Raw genomic sequence first — 15,322 nt, 5'->3', positions numbered from 1 at the left:
GAATTCCTAATTTTAGCTAAATTTAATTATTGCGAGATAGGGAAGGATTCACTTGGTTTTTACCTACCACAGGCTGAAATAATGGTTCTTGGGCAAGTTTTTCCATACCCACTGACTTTAACAACTCTTGCCAATCTCTGATGACAGTTGGATCGTTGGGATTGCTTCGTCGCAGTTCGGCTAAATTACTTAAAGCATCGTACCAAATCCCAGCGTTTGCATAGACGATCGCGCGATCGATTACTGTTTTTGCTGCCTTTAACTCTTGCTGCACGTTAGCATTGGGAGTGACGCGCCGAATCACTCCTGATACTACTTTATTTCCAGACAAATCGCCCATTTTTACATCCTCTGGATTACAGATTAAAGTCACTGACCAGGAATAATTTTTATTCAATTCTAAAGCTGATAAATTGCTAGTATTAGGAAGAATAAAACTAATAATTCCTGCCCCTCGATTAACCATAAATTTAGTTTTGTAAATCTCCTTTCCCTCCGCTGTTTTTAGTACAAATTCTATCTCTGGTTTACTTTCTGGCAATAGGGGAGGCAGATAAACTGAGAATGTGGGATATTCAGTTGTAGTAGCGCCAAAACCATTAACTGGCACTAAAGCTATGACTTTATCATTGGCACTGTTTTGAATACAAGGGCCTCTTGTACCTCCACCTTCTCGTCTACCAGGACTACCAATATTAGCACCTGGTTCGTAAGCACCCCAATTTGTTGGTAAACTTTGATTGTTTGGTCTTGATGATTGTGCCTCAACTCGGAAGGGGATGGGAGAAGCGATCGCCAAAGCCAAAAATAATAAAATCCAAGGATTAGGAAACTGTAAAATCCGAATCATAGCTAAAATAACAGTACCCTTAAAGTACTGAACAAGGGTTTACTAGTAATAGACGAGAGAATCTAAGTTAGAGTTTCTAGTTGTTAGCAGCAACTTACTCCCAAGACCCTCTCTCGTCTTCACCCAAATGAAACACCAATTTGGAAATTTAAGCTACTGGATAGATTTATTTTTAATATCGACTCTTTAAAATAATGCTACGGGTTAACCTCCGCATTAGAATATCCTCTAGTTGGAGTGTGAATTATCTTTAGCAAAATTAAAGAGAAACGATATCACTTCCTTTTGGTGTTCCCTCTGAGCAGTTCAAAAGCCACGAATTTGGATAAAATCTTATCTGGCTTTGTTCTCCTCACAGACCATTTAGCTTATATTGTTAAGGTAGCTAGTAGTCAATAGCTTATTGTAACAAATTTAACTGTTGACCATGAGCAAGCCATTCTCAAACTTGGACAAGGATGCCATCTTTACCAGTTTAAGAATTTAACAAAGGGGCGCGTACTAACCAACTTTTACCGAATCTGGCTATGGTTTCTTCAACACAAGACTTTATGTTTAGAACAATTAGACCTTTTGCCGCTTATGCAATTCAAGATATTAGCTGTTTAGGCGATCGCTTAATTGCCTTAGATAATACAACTGGATATTTATTACAAATTAATTCAAAAAATGACGATAGTACTATTTTAAATCCCCATCAAACAGAGGAATTTTTAGATGCTACTGGGTTAGCTGTTTGGGAAGAAAAGTTATGGTTTACCAAAGACGAAGATGTGTATTTTTGTAGTTTGACAGACTTTATACCTCAGCTTTTTGTAAGTTTACCTTACACTGCCAATGGGATAACAGTTTGGGGATCGACTATTTATGTTAGTTGCCAAAAATCAGGTTACATTTATATCTATGATGCTGATAAAGCCAGCTTAATTACAAGATTTTATACACCGGGAATTGGTCGAGAACATTTGACAATTAGGGGTGAAGAAATTTGGGTTGCTGATGATGAAGAACAAACAGTATTTTGCTTGGAACGGGCAACAGGAGAAATTAAGTTTAGCTTATTAACTCCTTTTGAAAATCCCACCGGATTAGTTTTTTATCATGACCCGGAAACTGACAAAGAGGTGCTTTATGTGGCTTATGCTTATAAAGAAGCTTATGTGAGAGATGACCCAAACTCTGACCCACCACAAGAATTGGATTATCGCGATCGCACTTTCATTCATCCCCTCTATTTCCAGTATTATCCTGAAGGAAATTACGCCTTATCTAACGGTTATTTAATGGAAGTCAGCTATGTAGAAGAACTTTCTCAACTAGAAGATGTAAATTTAGAAAACTTAGAATGGCGAATCGCTTTGCCCTCAGAAACATTGCGCCAAAAAATTCGGGAAATTTACTCGATCGGTCGTCCTTTTACTGAAGAAATTATTAACGGACAAAGGGTAGCAGTGTTTAAATTTGACAAACTTGCCCCCCAAGAAAAACACATTTTTGGTTGGAAAGCCCTGCTAGAAGTTTACAGCATTAAATATCGCTTGACTCCCAGAGATGTAGAAGATTTGCCGGAATTAGCACCAGAATTTCAAGAGAAATATTTGGTAGATAATGACGATTTGGCAATGGGTACAGAAATTATCCTTAATGCTGCCCAAGAAGCGATCGGAACAGAAACAAATCTATTGCGAAAAATCTATAAAATTCGCAACTTTGTTTATGATAAACTTTCTTATGGCATCAAACCCCACATCGATCCCCCAGATGTGGCTTTAGAAAGAGGAGTCGGTTCTTGCGGCGAATATTTAGGCATTTTATTAGCCCTTTCTCGCCTAAACGGAATCGCCTGTCGCACAGTCGGGCGTTACAAATGTCCGAAAAATCCCGAATATCAAAATGTACCTTTGTCCCCCGATTTTAACCATGTTTGGATGGAATTTTACGTCCCTGGTTTTGGTTGGTTGCCAATGGAATCTAACCCCGATGACATAGCAGAAGGAGGGCCATATCCCACGAGATTTTTTATGGGCTTATCTTGGTATCATGTAGAAATTGGCAAAGGCATTTCTTTTGAAAATATCAGTTCTAATAGTGTACTTTTGAATAAAGAATCTGTTTCGATCGGAGATTTAGCCCTAAACCACATCCGGTTTACAATTCTCTCAGAACTACCACCTTCTTAGGGGAATGGGGAGATGGGGGGATGGGGAGATGAGGAGATGGGGAGATGGGGGGATGGGGAGATGGGGAGATGGGGAGATGGGGGGATGGGGGGATGGGAGAATTTCCTTAATTTACATCAACAACTCTCCCCACCTCCCTACCTCCCCACCTCCCTACCTCCTCACCCCCCCACCTCTTCTTCCCAGTCTCCAGTCCCAACTCAAAACTCAAAACTCAAAACTCAAAATTCTTAGAAATGGAAGTTATCCCAGCGATTGATTTATTAGATGGTAAATGTGTCCGACTGTATCAAGGAGATTATTCGCAGTCGCAAGTTTTTGATGAAAATCCGGTTGCTGTTGCCAAACAGTGGGTAAAACAAGGGGCGACTCGATTACATTTAGTAGATTTAGATGGGGCAAAAACTGGAAAATCAGTTAATTTAAAAAGTATTGAAGCGATCGTCAAAGCAGTAACAATCGATGTAGAAGTGGGTGGGGGATTGCGCGATCGCACCAGCGTTGCCACATTATTAAATATGGGAGTTCGCTGGGCAATTTTGGGAACCGTTGCTGTAGAAAAACCAGAATTAGTTCAACAACTTTGTCAAGAATTCCCCGGTAAAATTATCGTCGGAATTGATGCCCGAAATGGTAAAGTTGCCACCAAAGGTTGGTTAGAAACATCCGAAGTTTCCGCCCAAGATTTAGCCCAACAAATGGCAAAAATGGGTGCAGCAGAAATTATTTATACTGACATTCATCGCGATGGCACTCTCGAAGGGCCAAATATAGAAGCATTGCGAGAATTAGCAAGTAATCTTTCCATTCCCGTAATTGCTTCTGGTGGCGTAAGTTCTTTAACTGACCTTTTCAGTTTACTTGCTTTGGAATTTTTGGGTGTGCGAGGTGCGATCGTCGGACGCGCTTTGTATACTGGAGATGTTTCCCTCAAAGAAGCAATTCAAGCAGTAGGTTCTGGACGTTACCAAGATGTACCCCCAGATTTAGGAAATTCTACTTTTGCTTAAGTGGGAGAAGTTTTCTCCATCAAACTAATCTAGTTAACAAACTTCTCTAAATGAAATTTATCACGTAATTATTGCGATCGGCTTTAAAATCAATGTAGTAACTTTTGAATAATTTGTGTTATAATAACAAATCTGAGGACGCATAGCTCAGTTGGTTAGAGCACTACGTTGACATCGTAGGGGTCACTGGTTCGAGTCCAGTTGTGTCCATTCCCCCAATCCCTTTCCGGTAAAGCTTTTTGTCATTTAAAGTCTGTTTTTACCGCTCCGGCAAACTTATGCCTGAAAACCGGAGCGGCAAAACCATGCCTGAAAAATATGAAGAGAAATTATTGATGTGGATGAGTAACCAACTCATCCATATTGAAAAATCACAACCTGCTTAGAGTAGATTGAATTTCTTGCTTATAGAGTAGCCGAACCTTCTGATAACGAAAATAGCCAGGGTTGCTAATCAGTTCACAGACGCGGGACTCGGTTGGGTATTCTCCTAATTGGCGGAGTGAGGCGATCGCCTCTTTAATTTCTTGACAACACTGCTTAATAGCAGCTAAGTGACACATACGTATATAACTGCGGCGTTTAGTGACAATTTGGTGGCATAATTCAGGAAAATGCTTTGAAAGAACTCGTCTATTAACTTTCAACTGTTTGGCTATCTCTGTAATTGTTGGTAATGTCTCTTCTGCTTGAGACAAAATGATGCTCAGGGTATTCTCAAGATGATTCAAATCCAGTGTTCTCGCAGATGAGCGCCTGTTCTTAGGATATTGCATCTCAAGTTTCAGATTTCGATCGTATATACTTGATAGATTTAAATCTTGTGCCAAAAACTGTAATAGAGAAATTCTAAGGTTATAACAAATTTGCACTAAAGCAGATAAAGGGGGACGGTTTTTACCTGAATACCAACCCCAAAAAGTATTTTTAGGAATTTTGTGCATTGCAGCAAAAGCAGCTATATTGTCTTCCGTAACTTGATGCACTGCATTAATAAAAGATTTTTGTATATGCTCTTGAGTAAGTACAGAAGATAACTGCTCTGTATTAGCAATCAATTCTCCCAAAGTTTCGGCTATCCATCTCTCCTGAGTAACTACTGAAGTATTAGAAGATCTTCCTAACCACTGAGAACATTGTGAACAATAGCCTAAACTAGATTTCCAGTTTAACCAAAGTAATAGGCGATGACAATAAGGACAATTTTGCACAAGAGGATGTTGATGTATTAAACAAACCTTGACATCATTGAGTGACCATAGCAGGGGGTCATAAATAACTTGTTGATTTTGCTTCCACTGTTGGTAGCATATTGGACACCAAGCTTTATAACGACGTAGTAAGCCCTTTGTAACTAAAATATTTGTGAAGGGTATTAATGTTAAAAATTCTAACTTATTAGACAAGGTTAATTGATTAAGAACCTCAACAAAATCTGTAGCAATCGTTCCATATCCATTTAGAGCATGAGAGCAGTTAAAAAATGGTTCTAATCTTCTACTGGTAGAATTTTTAATAAAAGTTCGCTGTAAAAGGGGATTAATTATTCTCGATAGTAATGTGCTGACAAAAACTCCATGAGAATGAGCTAATCGTGTGACATAGCTGGTTAGACTCTCAACCATCTGAGTTCCTACACCAATCGGCTCTAAATGATGCAAACAACTTCGGGGAGGCATAAGAAACTTTTCTGGACTCCATAGATCATCATTCGCGTAGGGTTTTATTTGCATTACATTAATATCCATAGCCATTCATTTTTACTTAAACAAGCTTAAATTTTATTGAAATTTAGGCGTACATAGTTCTAAACTAGAAAACTATATTCTATGATATGATAATTAAATTGTTAGTAATTAGCAAGAAATTTAATGACCATTTTTAAATTTCATCTATGACAGATACATTTATTAACAGTGAAGAATATTTGGATTTAACATTTAGGCTAAGAGGCGCACCGATTCCTTTTGATAATGGTTATCCTATCTATTCGGCTTTGTCCCGTATTTGTCCTCCCCTTCATGAACTAGACTCTATTGGAATTCATCCTATTGCCGGAATACCAACCAGCAACAATTTCCTTGAACTCACTGCTCAATCTCGTTTAAAAATTCGGATTCATCATCAACAAATTCCTTTAATCTACCCTTACCTAACGGGTCAAACTTTTCAACTAGGTCAACATTCTTATCAACTAGATATTCCCGATTACAAACCGTTAACTTCCTCAGAAAGCCTCTATTCCCGCTTAGTGGTAATTACAGGATATCAAGACCCTACTACATTTATTGAAGCTATTCAACGTCAGCTAGATAACTTAGGAGTCCGAGGAAAAATTGAACTTCTTACGCGACGAGATGGAACACCTCAACGACGACAATTGACCATCAATAAACAAGGGGAAAAGTTTAAAGTAAGAGGATTTGGCGTAAAAATTAGTGAACTCAATCCAGAAGATTCCTTAACTTTACAAGAACAGGGAATTGGCGGGAAACGAAAGATGATGTGTGGAATATTTGTTCCGGCGACTCGTAGCAAAGAAGAGGAGGAAAGCTCATGATAGTTGCTACTCAACCCAAAATTTCCCTATCTCTCCATGCTTCGGATACGACAATAATGCACCGCGCAGGAATGGCGGGACTCTACATGACCTTAAAGCGATTAGAAGCGCAATATCCCTCATCTTGTCAACGTGGAGGATATTTATCATGGTCGTTGAGTGCTGATACCATTGAATTATTTTGGGAGGGAAGTGATTTTGCTGCTCTATCGTGGTTATTTAAGGAATCTTTTCAACTCGATGATACAGGTTTAATTCATTTAGCAGGATTAGATAATAATGCAACAGATTTAAGCCAGAAAATTCATATTCATGAGGGAATGTGTGCTGTTTTTCTGCGACATAATCAGTTTTATCAAGCAGGGAAGCAAGTAAAGACTGAACTAACGGTTGAAGGAAGAAACGTGGAGTATCAATACAAACCCCTAACATGGTACGCACATCAAACTTTTGCAGATAAGTTATGTGAAATCGATACTCAACAACTGAAACAGGATTATGTTCAAATTACCAGTTGGTTGTATTTAGGGGGAATTGTACGCCATGCCAGAACGCCAAATATTACAAAGCTGGAAGAGAAACCTGAATATGCCTTAGCGTTATTATTTCTACCAGTTGTTTGTCAATATTTCTTACTTCATCTTCCATCAGAAGACTTAAAGGAAAGAAAACCCCATCGCTACCTGGTGGTGATTCCAGAAATCAAGGATTTTGAAGATGCTTCTCAAAGGAGATGGCGATTACAGCAATTAGAAACTAAACGGCTTCATGTTAGTAACATTGGTGAGGCTGGATTACTTTATTACAGCTTAGACGATATTCAACCTGAAGACGACTACTATCAAGCTTGTCAAGTTTGGTTATATGAAAAAATGAATCAAGCTTCTCGTCAACGGACTTTGATGAGTATAGAAGACATTGAAATTAATCAGAATACTCTAATCACCTATCAACGGGTTCAACAAAGCTTTCATCCCAATTATCAGAAGATTCAACCTAAGAAAATTTTTGTTACAGTAAATCCAATTCGATCGCTAATTGCTGATAATTTAGTGAAAGGACTTCCTTGGTGGTCTGACTTTTGGGAAAAATTGGTTATAAAGGATTCAAAAGGATATTTATTTAACCAGCTATTTTACAATCCAGAAGGAGTGATAATAATGGCAGAAAATAGTAAAGAAGACGAGCAATATCTTACTTTTGTTAAGGTATTTCAGCAAGCTATGAAGAGCAACTTTGCTAAAATGTACGCCAATACAATGGAAGGGAAAGACCCACCGATTAAGAATAAAGTTGAACGATTAAGGGCAGAACTAAACTGTTGTTACGATCGATTATCGTTTCAGCAGTATTTATCTGACTTTTTAGTAAGAGGGGGAGTAAATAAGCATTTTAATAAACATCAAGAAGAAATTTTACTGCTAATTAGGAAGTCACCTTGGGAAGAATTAAGGATTTGGTCGCTTTTAGCGATCGCCAGTTACAAACCCACAGGAAAGCCTACTGATAAGGATAATAATTCATCCGCAAAAACTCAAGAATTAGAAGAAGTTGATGATGATTCAGAATAATAATAATGACAATAAAATCCCCGATTATTATCTTTACGGAACGGTCGTCACTCGTTATGGTTTAGCCTCCTTAAATCATGGCATCAGACAAGGGAATAAGACTATTCTACAAAAAGGCTATTGGTATGACAAAATTCATTCTTTCGTAAGTTCAAGTTCCCTTCGTTGGGCGTTACGTTTTTACCTTCAAAAGCAAGGTTATTCAGTTAATCGGGTTTGGGATGAGGATGAACATATTAATCGGTTAACCGATGAGGATTTTAACCCGGAGGAATTTTATGATGATGATATTTTCGGGTTTGCTTTATTGGAATCTACTGAAACAGAAGGGGAGACTTCAACGACAAAAACGAGAAAGAAAAAAACAAAACTCACCAATCCTAATCAGCGAATGGGTGCATTAGGGATGAATATGGCAGTTTCGTTAACGCCTTATGATGGTGCATTAAAGTTAGGGGCAAAGAGTGGGAGAGTGAAGGATAGTACATCACTTCATTTTACGGAATATCATGCGACTCGCTATCAATATTACTTTGGAATTAATGCGACTCACCTCAAAGATTTTTCTCGAATTTTACCTCTGATAGATGGGATTATGAATATTCCCAAGGTTGGGGGAAGTAGTAATATATTTGATTATCCTTTTTGTCCTGATAGTTTCGTTTTTCAATGGACAAGTCATTTTGCTTCTTATATCTCCTATTAGACATCTCCAAAAAACAAAGTAAAAAAAAGAGGGATGGTATAATAATGTTTTTAGACAAAGAACTATGAGTGGATTATCAGAGTATATCAACAAACATCCCCAGGAAACCAAAAGATTGATTGGCATCGAATATGAGCAACTTAGTCAGCTAATTAGTCAAGCTGAAAGATTACATCAGGAAAAACTAGCTGTTCAAGAAGCCGAAAAAACAAGAATAATCAAAAAAGGCGGGGGCAGAAAACCTTCCCTACCAGTAGCAGAGCAAATATTGTTAACCTTAGTTTACCTACATCATTTACCAACATTTGGGTGCAGGAGATACTGCAAGAATGGGAATTAGTAGTAGATAGCTGGGAACAAGTCAGAGAAAGACCTCAAGAGTATGAAGAGCAGAAAAAGTATTACTCAGGAAAGAAGAAAAGCCATACCCGAAAAAATCAGATAATTGTACCAGGAAAAAAGTCGGAAATTGTAGATGTAATAGTGGGAAAACCAGGGCCAGATAGTGATATAAACCTCTTTAGACAGAGACAGTCACAATTCGCCGAAAATCAAAAGTTTAAAGGCGACAAAGGTTACGTAGGCGAAAAACAAATAAAAACTCCACATAAAAGAAAGAAGAAACAAGAATTAACCCCAGAACAAAAACAAGAAAATAAAAAATTATCCAGCCAACGTATTGTCGTAGAACACGCAATTAGATTAATCAAAATCTTCCGAATTGCACAGGAAAGATTTCGGTTGAGGCCGTCACATTATGAACAAGTAATTTTGACAGTGTGTGGCTTAGTTCGTTTACGACTTGGCACAATAATACTACCAATAAAATCAGCGATTAGCAGCGGATGAATAGTAGTGCAACTATCTTTATCTTTGAGGTCTAAACTAACTCAAACTAACTCAAAGCCTGATAAATTCAAATTAAGCGGCAGCAATTTCTTCATGGCTTGGGAACTGCCAAATCCTTCCTGGCTAATGCTTTCGTAATTTTTGGAGATGTCTAATGGGCATCGGTTTGTAGAATTCGATCGCATTGAAGGTACTATATCCGATTTCAAACCGCTTTCCGAATTTCCCGATCGAGAAACGATTCGTACTCGTTATGAAAAATGGATTGGGTTTAAGCTAGATGATCCGGTAGCTCAACCCCTGTTAACTCCTTATACGGGTGGGGATTCTGCGGTTCGTTATTACCAAGATGCGGCAATTCGGGCGGTTTTAAAGAAAATTGCCAGATCTGAGAAGGAAGGGACTCCTAAACGCGCTTTACTGTCTCTGGCGACGGGTTCGGGTAAGACTCGGATTGCAGTTCATTTGATGAAACGGATTCAGGATTCGGGACAGCGAGTGAAGGCGCTGTTTGTATGCGATCGCGTGGAATTGCGCGAACAAGCTTCCAGAGCATTTAGCAATATTTTTGGATCGAATGCGGCGGTAGTAACTTCTAAAAACCCCCAAAAGAATGCTCAAGTTTTGATTGCAACTTACCAAACTTTAGGCGTTGAAAAAGAAGAAGACGATGGCAGCTTTTTAATTAATAACTATCCTGAAAATTATTTTAGTCATATTATTATTGATGAATGCCACCGTTCAGCTTGGGGTAGATGGTCTATTATTCTGAGGCGAAATCCTCAAGCGGTACAAATTGGTTTGACGGCAACCCCCAGAATTATTGAAGTAGCTGAACAAACTGAAGAAGCAATAGAAGATGAGCGGATCACTGCTAATAATATTCAGCATTTCGGTGAACCTGTTTATGAATACGATATGCTCCAAGGGGTTGAAGATGGCTACTTAGCTGCTTGTGAGATTAGAGAAGGTAGAGTCCAGCTAGATTTTGATGAACTTTCTGTAGAAGATATTTTGATGTATAACCCCAAAGATCTTGATACAGGTTTGCCGATCGCTGAAGCAGAAGTTCGCCAGATATTCCAAAGAGGTAAAATAAAAAGTCGGATATTTTTACCCAATTTTGAACAGCGAAGGTGTGAAGATTTGTTTAATTACTTGTTGGAAACGGGGGGTGCGGAACAAAAAACGATTATTTTCTGTATGAGCGATCGCCATGCGGATTTAATCACTAAAAATATGAATAACCTCTATGTTGAATGGTGCAAGCAGAATAATCGAAATCGGGTTGAGGATTATGCTTTTAAATGCACTGATAAGGGAGGCGGACAAGAGTTAATCCCAAATTTTCGGGGGAGTTCTCGCAGTCATTTTATAGCCACGACAGTTGATTTATTGACAACTGGGGTTGATGTACCAGTAGTGCGAAATATTGTGTTTTTCAATTACATTAACTCACCAATTACTTTTTACCAAATGGTCGGGAGAGGGACGCGATTGGCTGAAGGAAAATTAATGTTTCGGGTCTACGATTACACCGACGCTACTAGGCTATTTGGGGAAGAGTTTCTGACTAAGTTGAGGACTCCGAGTAGGAGTTCTGGGCTCTCCCGTACTTGTGGTGGAAAACCCTGGTTTTGGGGACTGGGGACTGGGGACTAGGGACTGGAAAACCTTGTGGAGTAAGCACTTTGTTAATTAATTAGGTTTACTTATCACCATGAGTACGGGAGAGCCGGTGGTGCTCAACCTAATGTTAACGCAACTCTATTAAGTGCTATTTTATTGCCAATTCCGCCACTTGAGGAGCAAAAGCGGATTGCGGTTATTTTGAATGAGAAGATGGAAGCGATCGAGCGATCGCGCCAAGCCACCCTAGCCCAATTAGAAGCAATTAACAAACTCCCATCAGCCTTTCTACGCCAAGCCTTTAACGGAGAACTTTAAACCTAAAACAGCCATGACTGACAACATACTTCAACAATTAAAGCAGCAAGCCGATACCCTAACGCTAGAAGAAAAACTAGAATTAATTGCCTATCTAGCTGAAAAAGCTAGGCAAGCAAAACCTACTAACAAACCTCGACAAAAATGGAGCGAAATTCGCGGTTTAGCTGCTGCATCTGCATTAGGTGAAGATCCTCAAACCTGGGTTTCTCGAACTAGACAGGAAGCCGACGAACACCGAGAAAGGCAATTAAAACAAAATGAAATTAACCGATAGCTTGCAGGGAGTTATCCGCCTATTTTTAGACACAGCACCCGTTATTTATTACATTGAAAACCATCCTCAATACTTTTCAGTCGTTGAACTGATTTTTGATCGCATAGATAATGGCTTGTTAATAGCGGTTACTTCACCCGTTACCTTAAGTGAATGTTTAGTCATACCTTACCGCTTGGGACAACCCCAAATTCAGCAGTTATTTATTAACCAGCTTGTCCACGGAAACAATACACAATTCAGACCCATTGACTCGGACATTGCCCAACAAGCAGCCGAATTGCGATCGCGGTATAATTTAGCCTTACTTGATGCCTATCAAGTGGCTATTGCAATTGAGACTAAAAGCGAAGCATTTTTAACCAATGATATCGCCTTGAAGCGGGTCACTGAATTGCGCGTCTTAGTTGTAGATGAATTAGAACTATAAAATTATCCCTAATGGCTCGAACTCGTAAAAATAATACAGCAAACGGTAATGGTAACGGCAACGGTCGCAAATACACCAGCCAACAAAGCCTTAACAGCTACATCAAAAGCATCTGCGACATCATGCGCCGTTCCAACTGTGCTGGGGCGCTGCAATATGTTCCCGAATTAACTTGGATTCTATTTTTGCGAATTCTCGACGAACGAGAACAACAAGAAGCAGAATACGCCGAAGCTGTGGGAATTGATTTTTCCCCCTCTCTCCAATCTCCCTACCGTTGGCGCGACTGGGCAGCACCTTTTGATGATTCCCTCTTTGCCCTAGATAGCGAACAACACTTTCAAGGTTGGAAACGTTTGCAACTTTGTGAACACACTAAGGAAGCAACTGAACTGCAAGAACTGAAAGAAAAGGGATTTATCTCAGACCTATCCCAACCCTTCAAAACTTGGGTAGATTTCTTTCTCATTCCCCATCTCAAACAACTCAAAGACCAAGAAAACGCCACCCCCAAGCAAAAAATTATCAGCGAAGTGATTTCCGGTGTGGAACGAGTCCGCATCGACACTCAAAAAAACCTGCTGGACATTCTAGATAAAGTCCATGAAATTAGCAGCGAAAACGTAGACGATACCCACATTTTCCCCCTCTCCCAAGTCTACGAAGGGCTGTTACTGCAAATGGGAGAAAAGGGCAACGACGGCGGACAGTTTTTCACCCCTCGTATTGTTGTCCGCTTTATGGTGCAAGTCATCGACCCGCAAATTGGCGAAACTGTTTATGATGCGGGACTCGGTACAGGCGGTTTCCCGGCACAGTCTTACGAACACATGGCGGGAAAAGATAACTGCAAAATCACCGACCCCCAACAGTTAAACATTCTTAAGCATCAAACCTTCTACGGACGGGAAAAAGATAACCTAATTTATTCCATTGCCCTAGCTAACTTAGTTTTACACGGCATTGACGAACCCCATATCTGGCACGGTAACACCCTCACAGGCGGCGAAGCTTACGGCGGTTTGTTCGCAGACGCACCGGATCAATATGATGTCATCTTAATGAACCCGCCTTTTGGCGGAAAAGAAGGCAAGGAAGCCCAAACAGGTTTCGACTATAAAACCAGTGCTACCCAAGTGCTATTTCTTCAGCATCTTCTCAAAAGCCTCAAACCTCATGGACGCTGTGGCATCGTGCTAGATGAAGGAATTTTATTCTGTACCAACAAAGAAGCTTTCGTGGCAACCAAGCGCAAATTGCTGCAAGAATGTAACCTTTGGTGCATCGTCAGTTTACCTGCTGGAACCTTTGTCGCCGCAGGAGGAGGCGTAAAAGCCAATATCCTCTTTTTCGAGAAAGACAAGACAGACGAAACCAAAGACAGCACAGAAAAAATCTGGTACTACGATTTATCCGATATTAAAGTCGGCAAGCGCACCCCTTTGACTGAGGCAGACTTTGAAGACTTCTTCCGCCTGCTACCCACAAGAGGAGATAGCCCTAAAAGCTGGACTGTAGACATCGCCGCACGCAAAGCCGAAGCCGCAGTAAAAGCCGCACCGTTAGAGGAACAAGCGGAAACCCTGAACCAACAAGCAACCGAGTTGCGCGATCGCCTCGCCGCCTTGAAAAAAGCCAAAAAACAAGACACCGAAGAATACAGCGAAATTGAACAAGCTGTCAAAGAGATAGAAAAAGAGGCCAGAGAGTTTAAAAATCAAGCTCAAGCTATTAAAGATGCTGTCTACGATCTCAAAGCAGTAAACCCGAATGCTAAAGCAGAAGAGGACAATCGCACCCCAGATGAACTGCTGGACTTCATCGAAGCCAAAGGCAGCGAAGTTGCCGAAATTTTAGCGAACTTGAGGAAGAAGGGTAGATAAAGCTACAACTGAAACCAAGTCATAGAGACAAACTATTCTGCATTTATTGAGTAAATCAGAGGTGCAATTTTTATTAATTAAGGGACAAGAAGCGATCGCCTCACTTGTCCTTTTTCCCCTGACTCAGTTAAATTTTTCCTTCATCTTCAGCCTTTTTAATCGCTCGTTTGAGAATTAACACCGCCATTTGAGACAAGGAACGCTCCTCTGCATCTGCTAACTTTTGCAGCGCGTCCTTGTCATCTTCTTCCATATAAAGGGTCACAGTCACTTTTGCCATGTCATCAATCATAAGTTCTATTGTGTGTTTTCCATGATAGAACATAAAAAAAAATAAAAAGACATAAAAACTATTTGGTTTTATGTTATTCTATGTGCTATTAACGTCAGAAGCCAGCGCTCACTTTTGCAGGGCTGACGCTGGCTCTGGCTCCCTAAATAAGGAGACAATAACCATGTTAAAACCTATGAGCGACAAAGCTGATAGGCTCTGTACCTATCAGCAAGCTCTGGATGATTTTGCCATTCCCGAACTTCTAGAAAAACTCAGCAATTACTCTGACCCAGACTTTGATGCCACCAAGGAGCATTTAGAGGAAGCAGAAGTTGAAGCTCTAGCTGCTCTCCTGATTAGTTATCTAACCACGAACTTATCTGGCAAGTCGATCGCAGGTTATCTCAACATTTTAAGAAGCGGTAGTCAGGAAGTTTTCTCAGACTTACCTGCTATTGAATTTAAATATCTACACCAACCCATTACACTGCCAGAAAACTTCCCTCAGCAGGCAAAAACACCCCTTTACTGGATTGGCGATCGCATACGTTGGAAAATCATTAACAATAAAGAACAAACCGATTTTGGAATAGTCATTGGCAAGTTTTACGCCTACGCTCGACATCGAGCCTCTTGGGAGTGGAAATACCTGATTTGGCTAGACCCCAACTCACCCAGTTCTTGTGTTACTGACACCGCCTGGGAATTTGACCTAGAACCCTTTGGGGAGGGAACAGTATGACTTTTCCTCCCTCCCGTCCTCGTCCTCTAAGCGACAGAGAACG

17 protein-coding genes and 1 tRNA gene are annotated in these 15,322 nt (G+C 40.0%); 15 read left to right on the top strand and 3 right to left on the bottom strand.

All coding sequences use genetic code 11. From position 1 onward, the window contains the following. Positions 1-22 precede the first annotated feature (22 nt). Complete coding sequence (locus tag ACE1CA_RS04720; RefSeq protein WP_413275579.1) at positions 23-850, bottom strand: DUF928 domain-containing protein; 828 nt, start codon at positions 848-850, stop codon at positions 23-25. 527 nt (positions 851-1,377) lie between these two features. On the opposite strand from ACE1CA_RS04720, the gene ACE1CA_RS04715 reads away from it, so the two are divergent. The 4 genes from ACE1CA_RS04715 (at position 1,378) to ACE1CA_RS04700 (ending at position 4,250) form a co-directional block, all read left to right on the top strand. Continuing rightward, positions 1,378-3,030 carry a transglutaminase domain-containing protein gene (locus ACE1CA_RS04715; RefSeq protein WP_486517661.1) on the top strand — a complete coding sequence of 551 codons (1,653 nt, stop codon included), beginning with the start codon at positions 1,378-1,380 and terminating at the stop codon, positions 3,028-3,030. A gap of 12 nt (positions 3,031-3,042) precedes the next feature. Beyond that, positions 3,043-3,264: a hypothetical protein gene (locus tag ACE1CA_RS04710; RefSeq protein WP_413275577.1), complete on the top strand. Its 222-nt coding sequence runs from the start codon at positions 3,043-3,045 to the stop codon at positions 3,262-3,264. 2 nt (positions 3,265-3,266) lie between these two features. After that, positions 3,267-4,040: a 1-(5-phosphoribosyl)-5-[(5-phosphoribosylamino)methylideneamino]imidazole-4-carboxamide isomerase gene (gene hisA / locus ACE1CA_RS04705; protein WP_413275576.1), complete on the top strand. Its 774-nt coding sequence runs from the start codon at positions 3,267-3,269 to the stop codon at positions 4,038-4,040. Between the two features lie 136 nt (positions 4,041-4,176). Next, positions 4,177-4,250: transfer RNA gene (locus ACE1CA_RS04700), tRNA-Val, on the top strand. Positions 4,251-4,411: 161 nt separating this feature from the next. Here ACE1CA_RS04700 and ACE1CA_RS04695 read toward each other — a convergent pair. After that, the gene (locus ACE1CA_RS04695; RefSeq protein WP_486517660.1) at positions 4,412-5,788 is read right to left on the bottom strand and encodes a TniQ family protein; all 1,377 of its coding nucleotides are present in this window, start codon (positions 5,786-5,788) and stop codon (positions 4,412-4,414) included. A 146-nt stretch (positions 5,789-5,934) separates the two neighbouring features. On the opposite strand from ACE1CA_RS04695, the gene cas6 reads away from it, so the two are divergent. The 10 genes from cas6 (at position 5,935) to ACE1CA_RS04645 (ending at position 14,263) form a co-directional block, all read left to right on the top strand. After that, on the top strand, positions 5,935-6,600 hold the full coding sequence (gene cas6 / locus ACE1CA_RS04690; RefSeq protein ID WP_413275574.1) for a type I-MYXAN CRISPR-associated protein Cas6/Cmx6: 666 nt from the start codon (positions 5,935-5,937) through the stop codon (positions 6,598-6,600). Beyond that, positions 6,597-8,171, top strand: a complete 1,575-nt coding sequence (cas8a1, locus tag ACE1CA_RS04685) for a type I-MYXAN CRISPR-associated Cas8a1/Cmx1 (RefSeq protein ID WP_413275573.1) — start codon at positions 6,597-6,599, stop codon at positions 8,169-8,171. The genes cas6 and cas8a1 overlap by 4 nt, the downstream gene beginning before the upstream one ends. Then, positions 8,155-8,877 (top strand): hypothetical protein, encoded by a 723-nt coding sequence (locus ACE1CA_RS04680; protein WP_413275572.1) that lies wholly within the window; start codon positions 8,155-8,157, stop codon positions 8,875-8,877. The genes cas8a1 and ACE1CA_RS04680 overlap by 17 nt, the downstream gene beginning before the upstream one ends. 64 nt (positions 8,878-8,941) lie before the next feature. Next, positions 8,942-9,217, top strand: coding sequence for a helix-turn-helix domain-containing protein (locus tag ACE1CA_RS04675; RefSeq protein ID WP_486517659.1), 276 nt, complete (start codon positions 8,942-8,944; stop codon positions 9,215-9,217). Next, positions 9,187-9,726, top strand: a complete 540-nt coding sequence (locus tag ACE1CA_RS04670) for an HARBI1 family protein (protein ID WP_486517658.1) — start codon at positions 9,187-9,189, stop codon at positions 9,724-9,726. Before ACE1CA_RS04675 ends, ACE1CA_RS04670 begins: the two co-directional genes overlap by 31 nt. Before the next feature lie 147 nt (positions 9,727-9,873). Next, entirely contained in the window at positions 9,874-11,388 is a 1,515-nt protein-coding gene (locus tag ACE1CA_RS04665; protein WP_413279143.1) for a DEAD/DEAH box helicase family protein, read from the top strand. A 123-nt stretch (positions 11,389-11,511) separates the two neighbouring features. Continuing rightward, complete coding sequence (locus ACE1CA_RS04660; protein WP_486517657.1) at positions 11,512-11,673, top strand: hypothetical protein; 162 nt, start codon at positions 11,512-11,514, stop codon at positions 11,671-11,673. A gap of 13 nt (positions 11,674-11,686) precedes the next feature. Further along, a complete protein-coding gene (locus tag ACE1CA_RS04655; protein ID WP_413279142.1) occupies positions 11,687-11,950 on the top strand; it encodes a hypothetical protein in 264 nt (87 codons plus the stop codon). Then, positions 11,934-12,380, top strand: coding sequence for a type II toxin-antitoxin system VapC family toxin (locus ACE1CA_RS04650; RefSeq protein ID WP_413279141.1), 447 nt, complete (start codon positions 11,934-11,936; stop codon positions 12,378-12,380). Before ACE1CA_RS04655 ends, ACE1CA_RS04650 begins: the two co-directional genes overlap by 17 nt. A gap of 11 nt (positions 12,381-12,391) precedes the next feature. Continuing rightward, positions 12,392-14,263 (top strand): class I SAM-dependent DNA methyltransferase, encoded by a 1,872-nt coding sequence (locus tag ACE1CA_RS04645; protein WP_413279140.1) that lies wholly within the window; start codon positions 12,392-12,394, stop codon positions 14,261-14,263. Positions 14,264-14,390: 127 nt separating this feature from the next. Here ACE1CA_RS04645 and ACE1CA_RS04640 read toward each other — a convergent pair whose 3' ends face one another. Then, complete coding sequence (locus tag ACE1CA_RS04640; protein ID WP_413279139.1) at positions 14,391-14,555, bottom strand: ribbon-helix-helix domain-containing protein; 165 nt, start codon at positions 14,553-14,555, stop codon at positions 14,391-14,393. A 163-nt stretch (positions 14,556-14,718) separates the two neighbouring features. Between ACE1CA_RS04640 and ACE1CA_RS04635 the strand changes: the two genes are divergently transcribed. Continuing rightward, positions 14,719-15,279 (top strand): hypothetical protein, encoded by a 561-nt coding sequence (locus ACE1CA_RS04635; RefSeq protein WP_486517656.1) that lies wholly within the window; start codon positions 14,719-14,721, stop codon positions 15,277-15,279. Positions 15,280-15,322: the final 43 nt, after the last annotated feature.

It is taken from the genome of Floridaenema evergladense BLCC-F167, assembly GCF_041929205.2.
Taxonomy (GTDB): domain Bacteria; phylum Cyanobacteriota; class Cyanobacteriia; order Cyanobacteriales; family Aerosakkonemataceae; genus Floridanema; species Floridanema evergladense.
Note: the sequence above shows the minus strand (reverse complement) of the source record. Positions and strands in the feature narration are given on the sequence as shown.

Bases quoted from the DNA above. Each gene is read 5' to 3' on its own strand.
- ACE1CA_RS04695 (WP_486517660.1), bottom strand. From the start codon at position 5,788: ATGGATATTAATGTAATGCAAATAAAACCCTACGCGAATGATGATCTA.
- ACE1CA_RS04680 (WP_413275572.1), top strand. From the start codon at position 8,155: ATGATGATTCAGAATAATAATAATGACAATAAAATCCCCGATTATTAT.
- ACE1CA_RS04650 (WP_413279141.1), top strand. From the start codon at position 11,934: ATGAAATTAACCGATAGCTTGCAGGGAGTTATCCGCCTATTTTTAGAC.
- cas8a1 (WP_413275573.1), top strand. From the start codon at position 6,597: ATGATAGTTGCTACTCAACCCAAAATTTCCCTATCTCTCCATGCTTCG.
- ACE1CA_RS04640 (WP_413279139.1), bottom strand. From the start codon at position 14,555: ATGATTGATGACATGGCAAAAGTGACTGTGACCCTTTATATGGAAGAA.
- ACE1CA_RS04655 (WP_413279142.1), top strand. From the start codon at position 11,687: ATGACTGACAACATACTTCAACAATTAAAGCAGCAAGCCGATACCCTA.
- ACE1CA_RS04645 (WP_413279140.1), top strand. From the start codon at position 12,392: ATGGCTCGAACTCGTAAAAATAATACAGCAAACGGTAATGGTAACGGC.
- cas6 (WP_413275574.1), top strand. From the start codon at position 5,935: ATGACAGATACATTTATTAACAGTGAAGAATATTTGGATTTAACATTT.
- ACE1CA_RS04635 (WP_486517656.1), top strand. From the start codon at position 14,719: ATGTTAAAACCTATGAGCGACAAAGCTGATAGGCTCTGTACCTATCAG.
- ACE1CA_RS04720 (WP_413275579.1), bottom strand. From the start codon at position 850: ATGATTCGGATTTTACAGTTTCCTAATCCTTGGATTTTATTATTTTTG.
- ACE1CA_RS04715 (WP_486517661.1), top strand. From the start codon at position 1,378: ATGGTTTCTTCAACACAAGACTTTATGTTTAGAACAATTAGACCTTTT.
- ACE1CA_RS04710 (WP_413275577.1), top strand. From the start codon at position 3,043: ATGGGGGGATGGGGAGATGAGGAGATGGGGAGATGGGGGGATGGGGAG.
- hisA (WP_413275576.1), top strand. From the start codon at position 3,267: ATGGAAGTTATCCCAGCGATTGATTTATTAGATGGTAAATGTGTCCGA.
- ACE1CA_RS04675 (WP_486517659.1), top strand. From the start codon at position 8,942: ATGAGTGGATTATCAGAGTATATCAACAAACATCCCCAGGAAACCAAA.
- ACE1CA_RS04665 (WP_413279143.1), top strand. From the start codon at position 9,874: ATGTCTAATGGGCATCGGTTTGTAGAATTCGATCGCATTGAAGGTACT.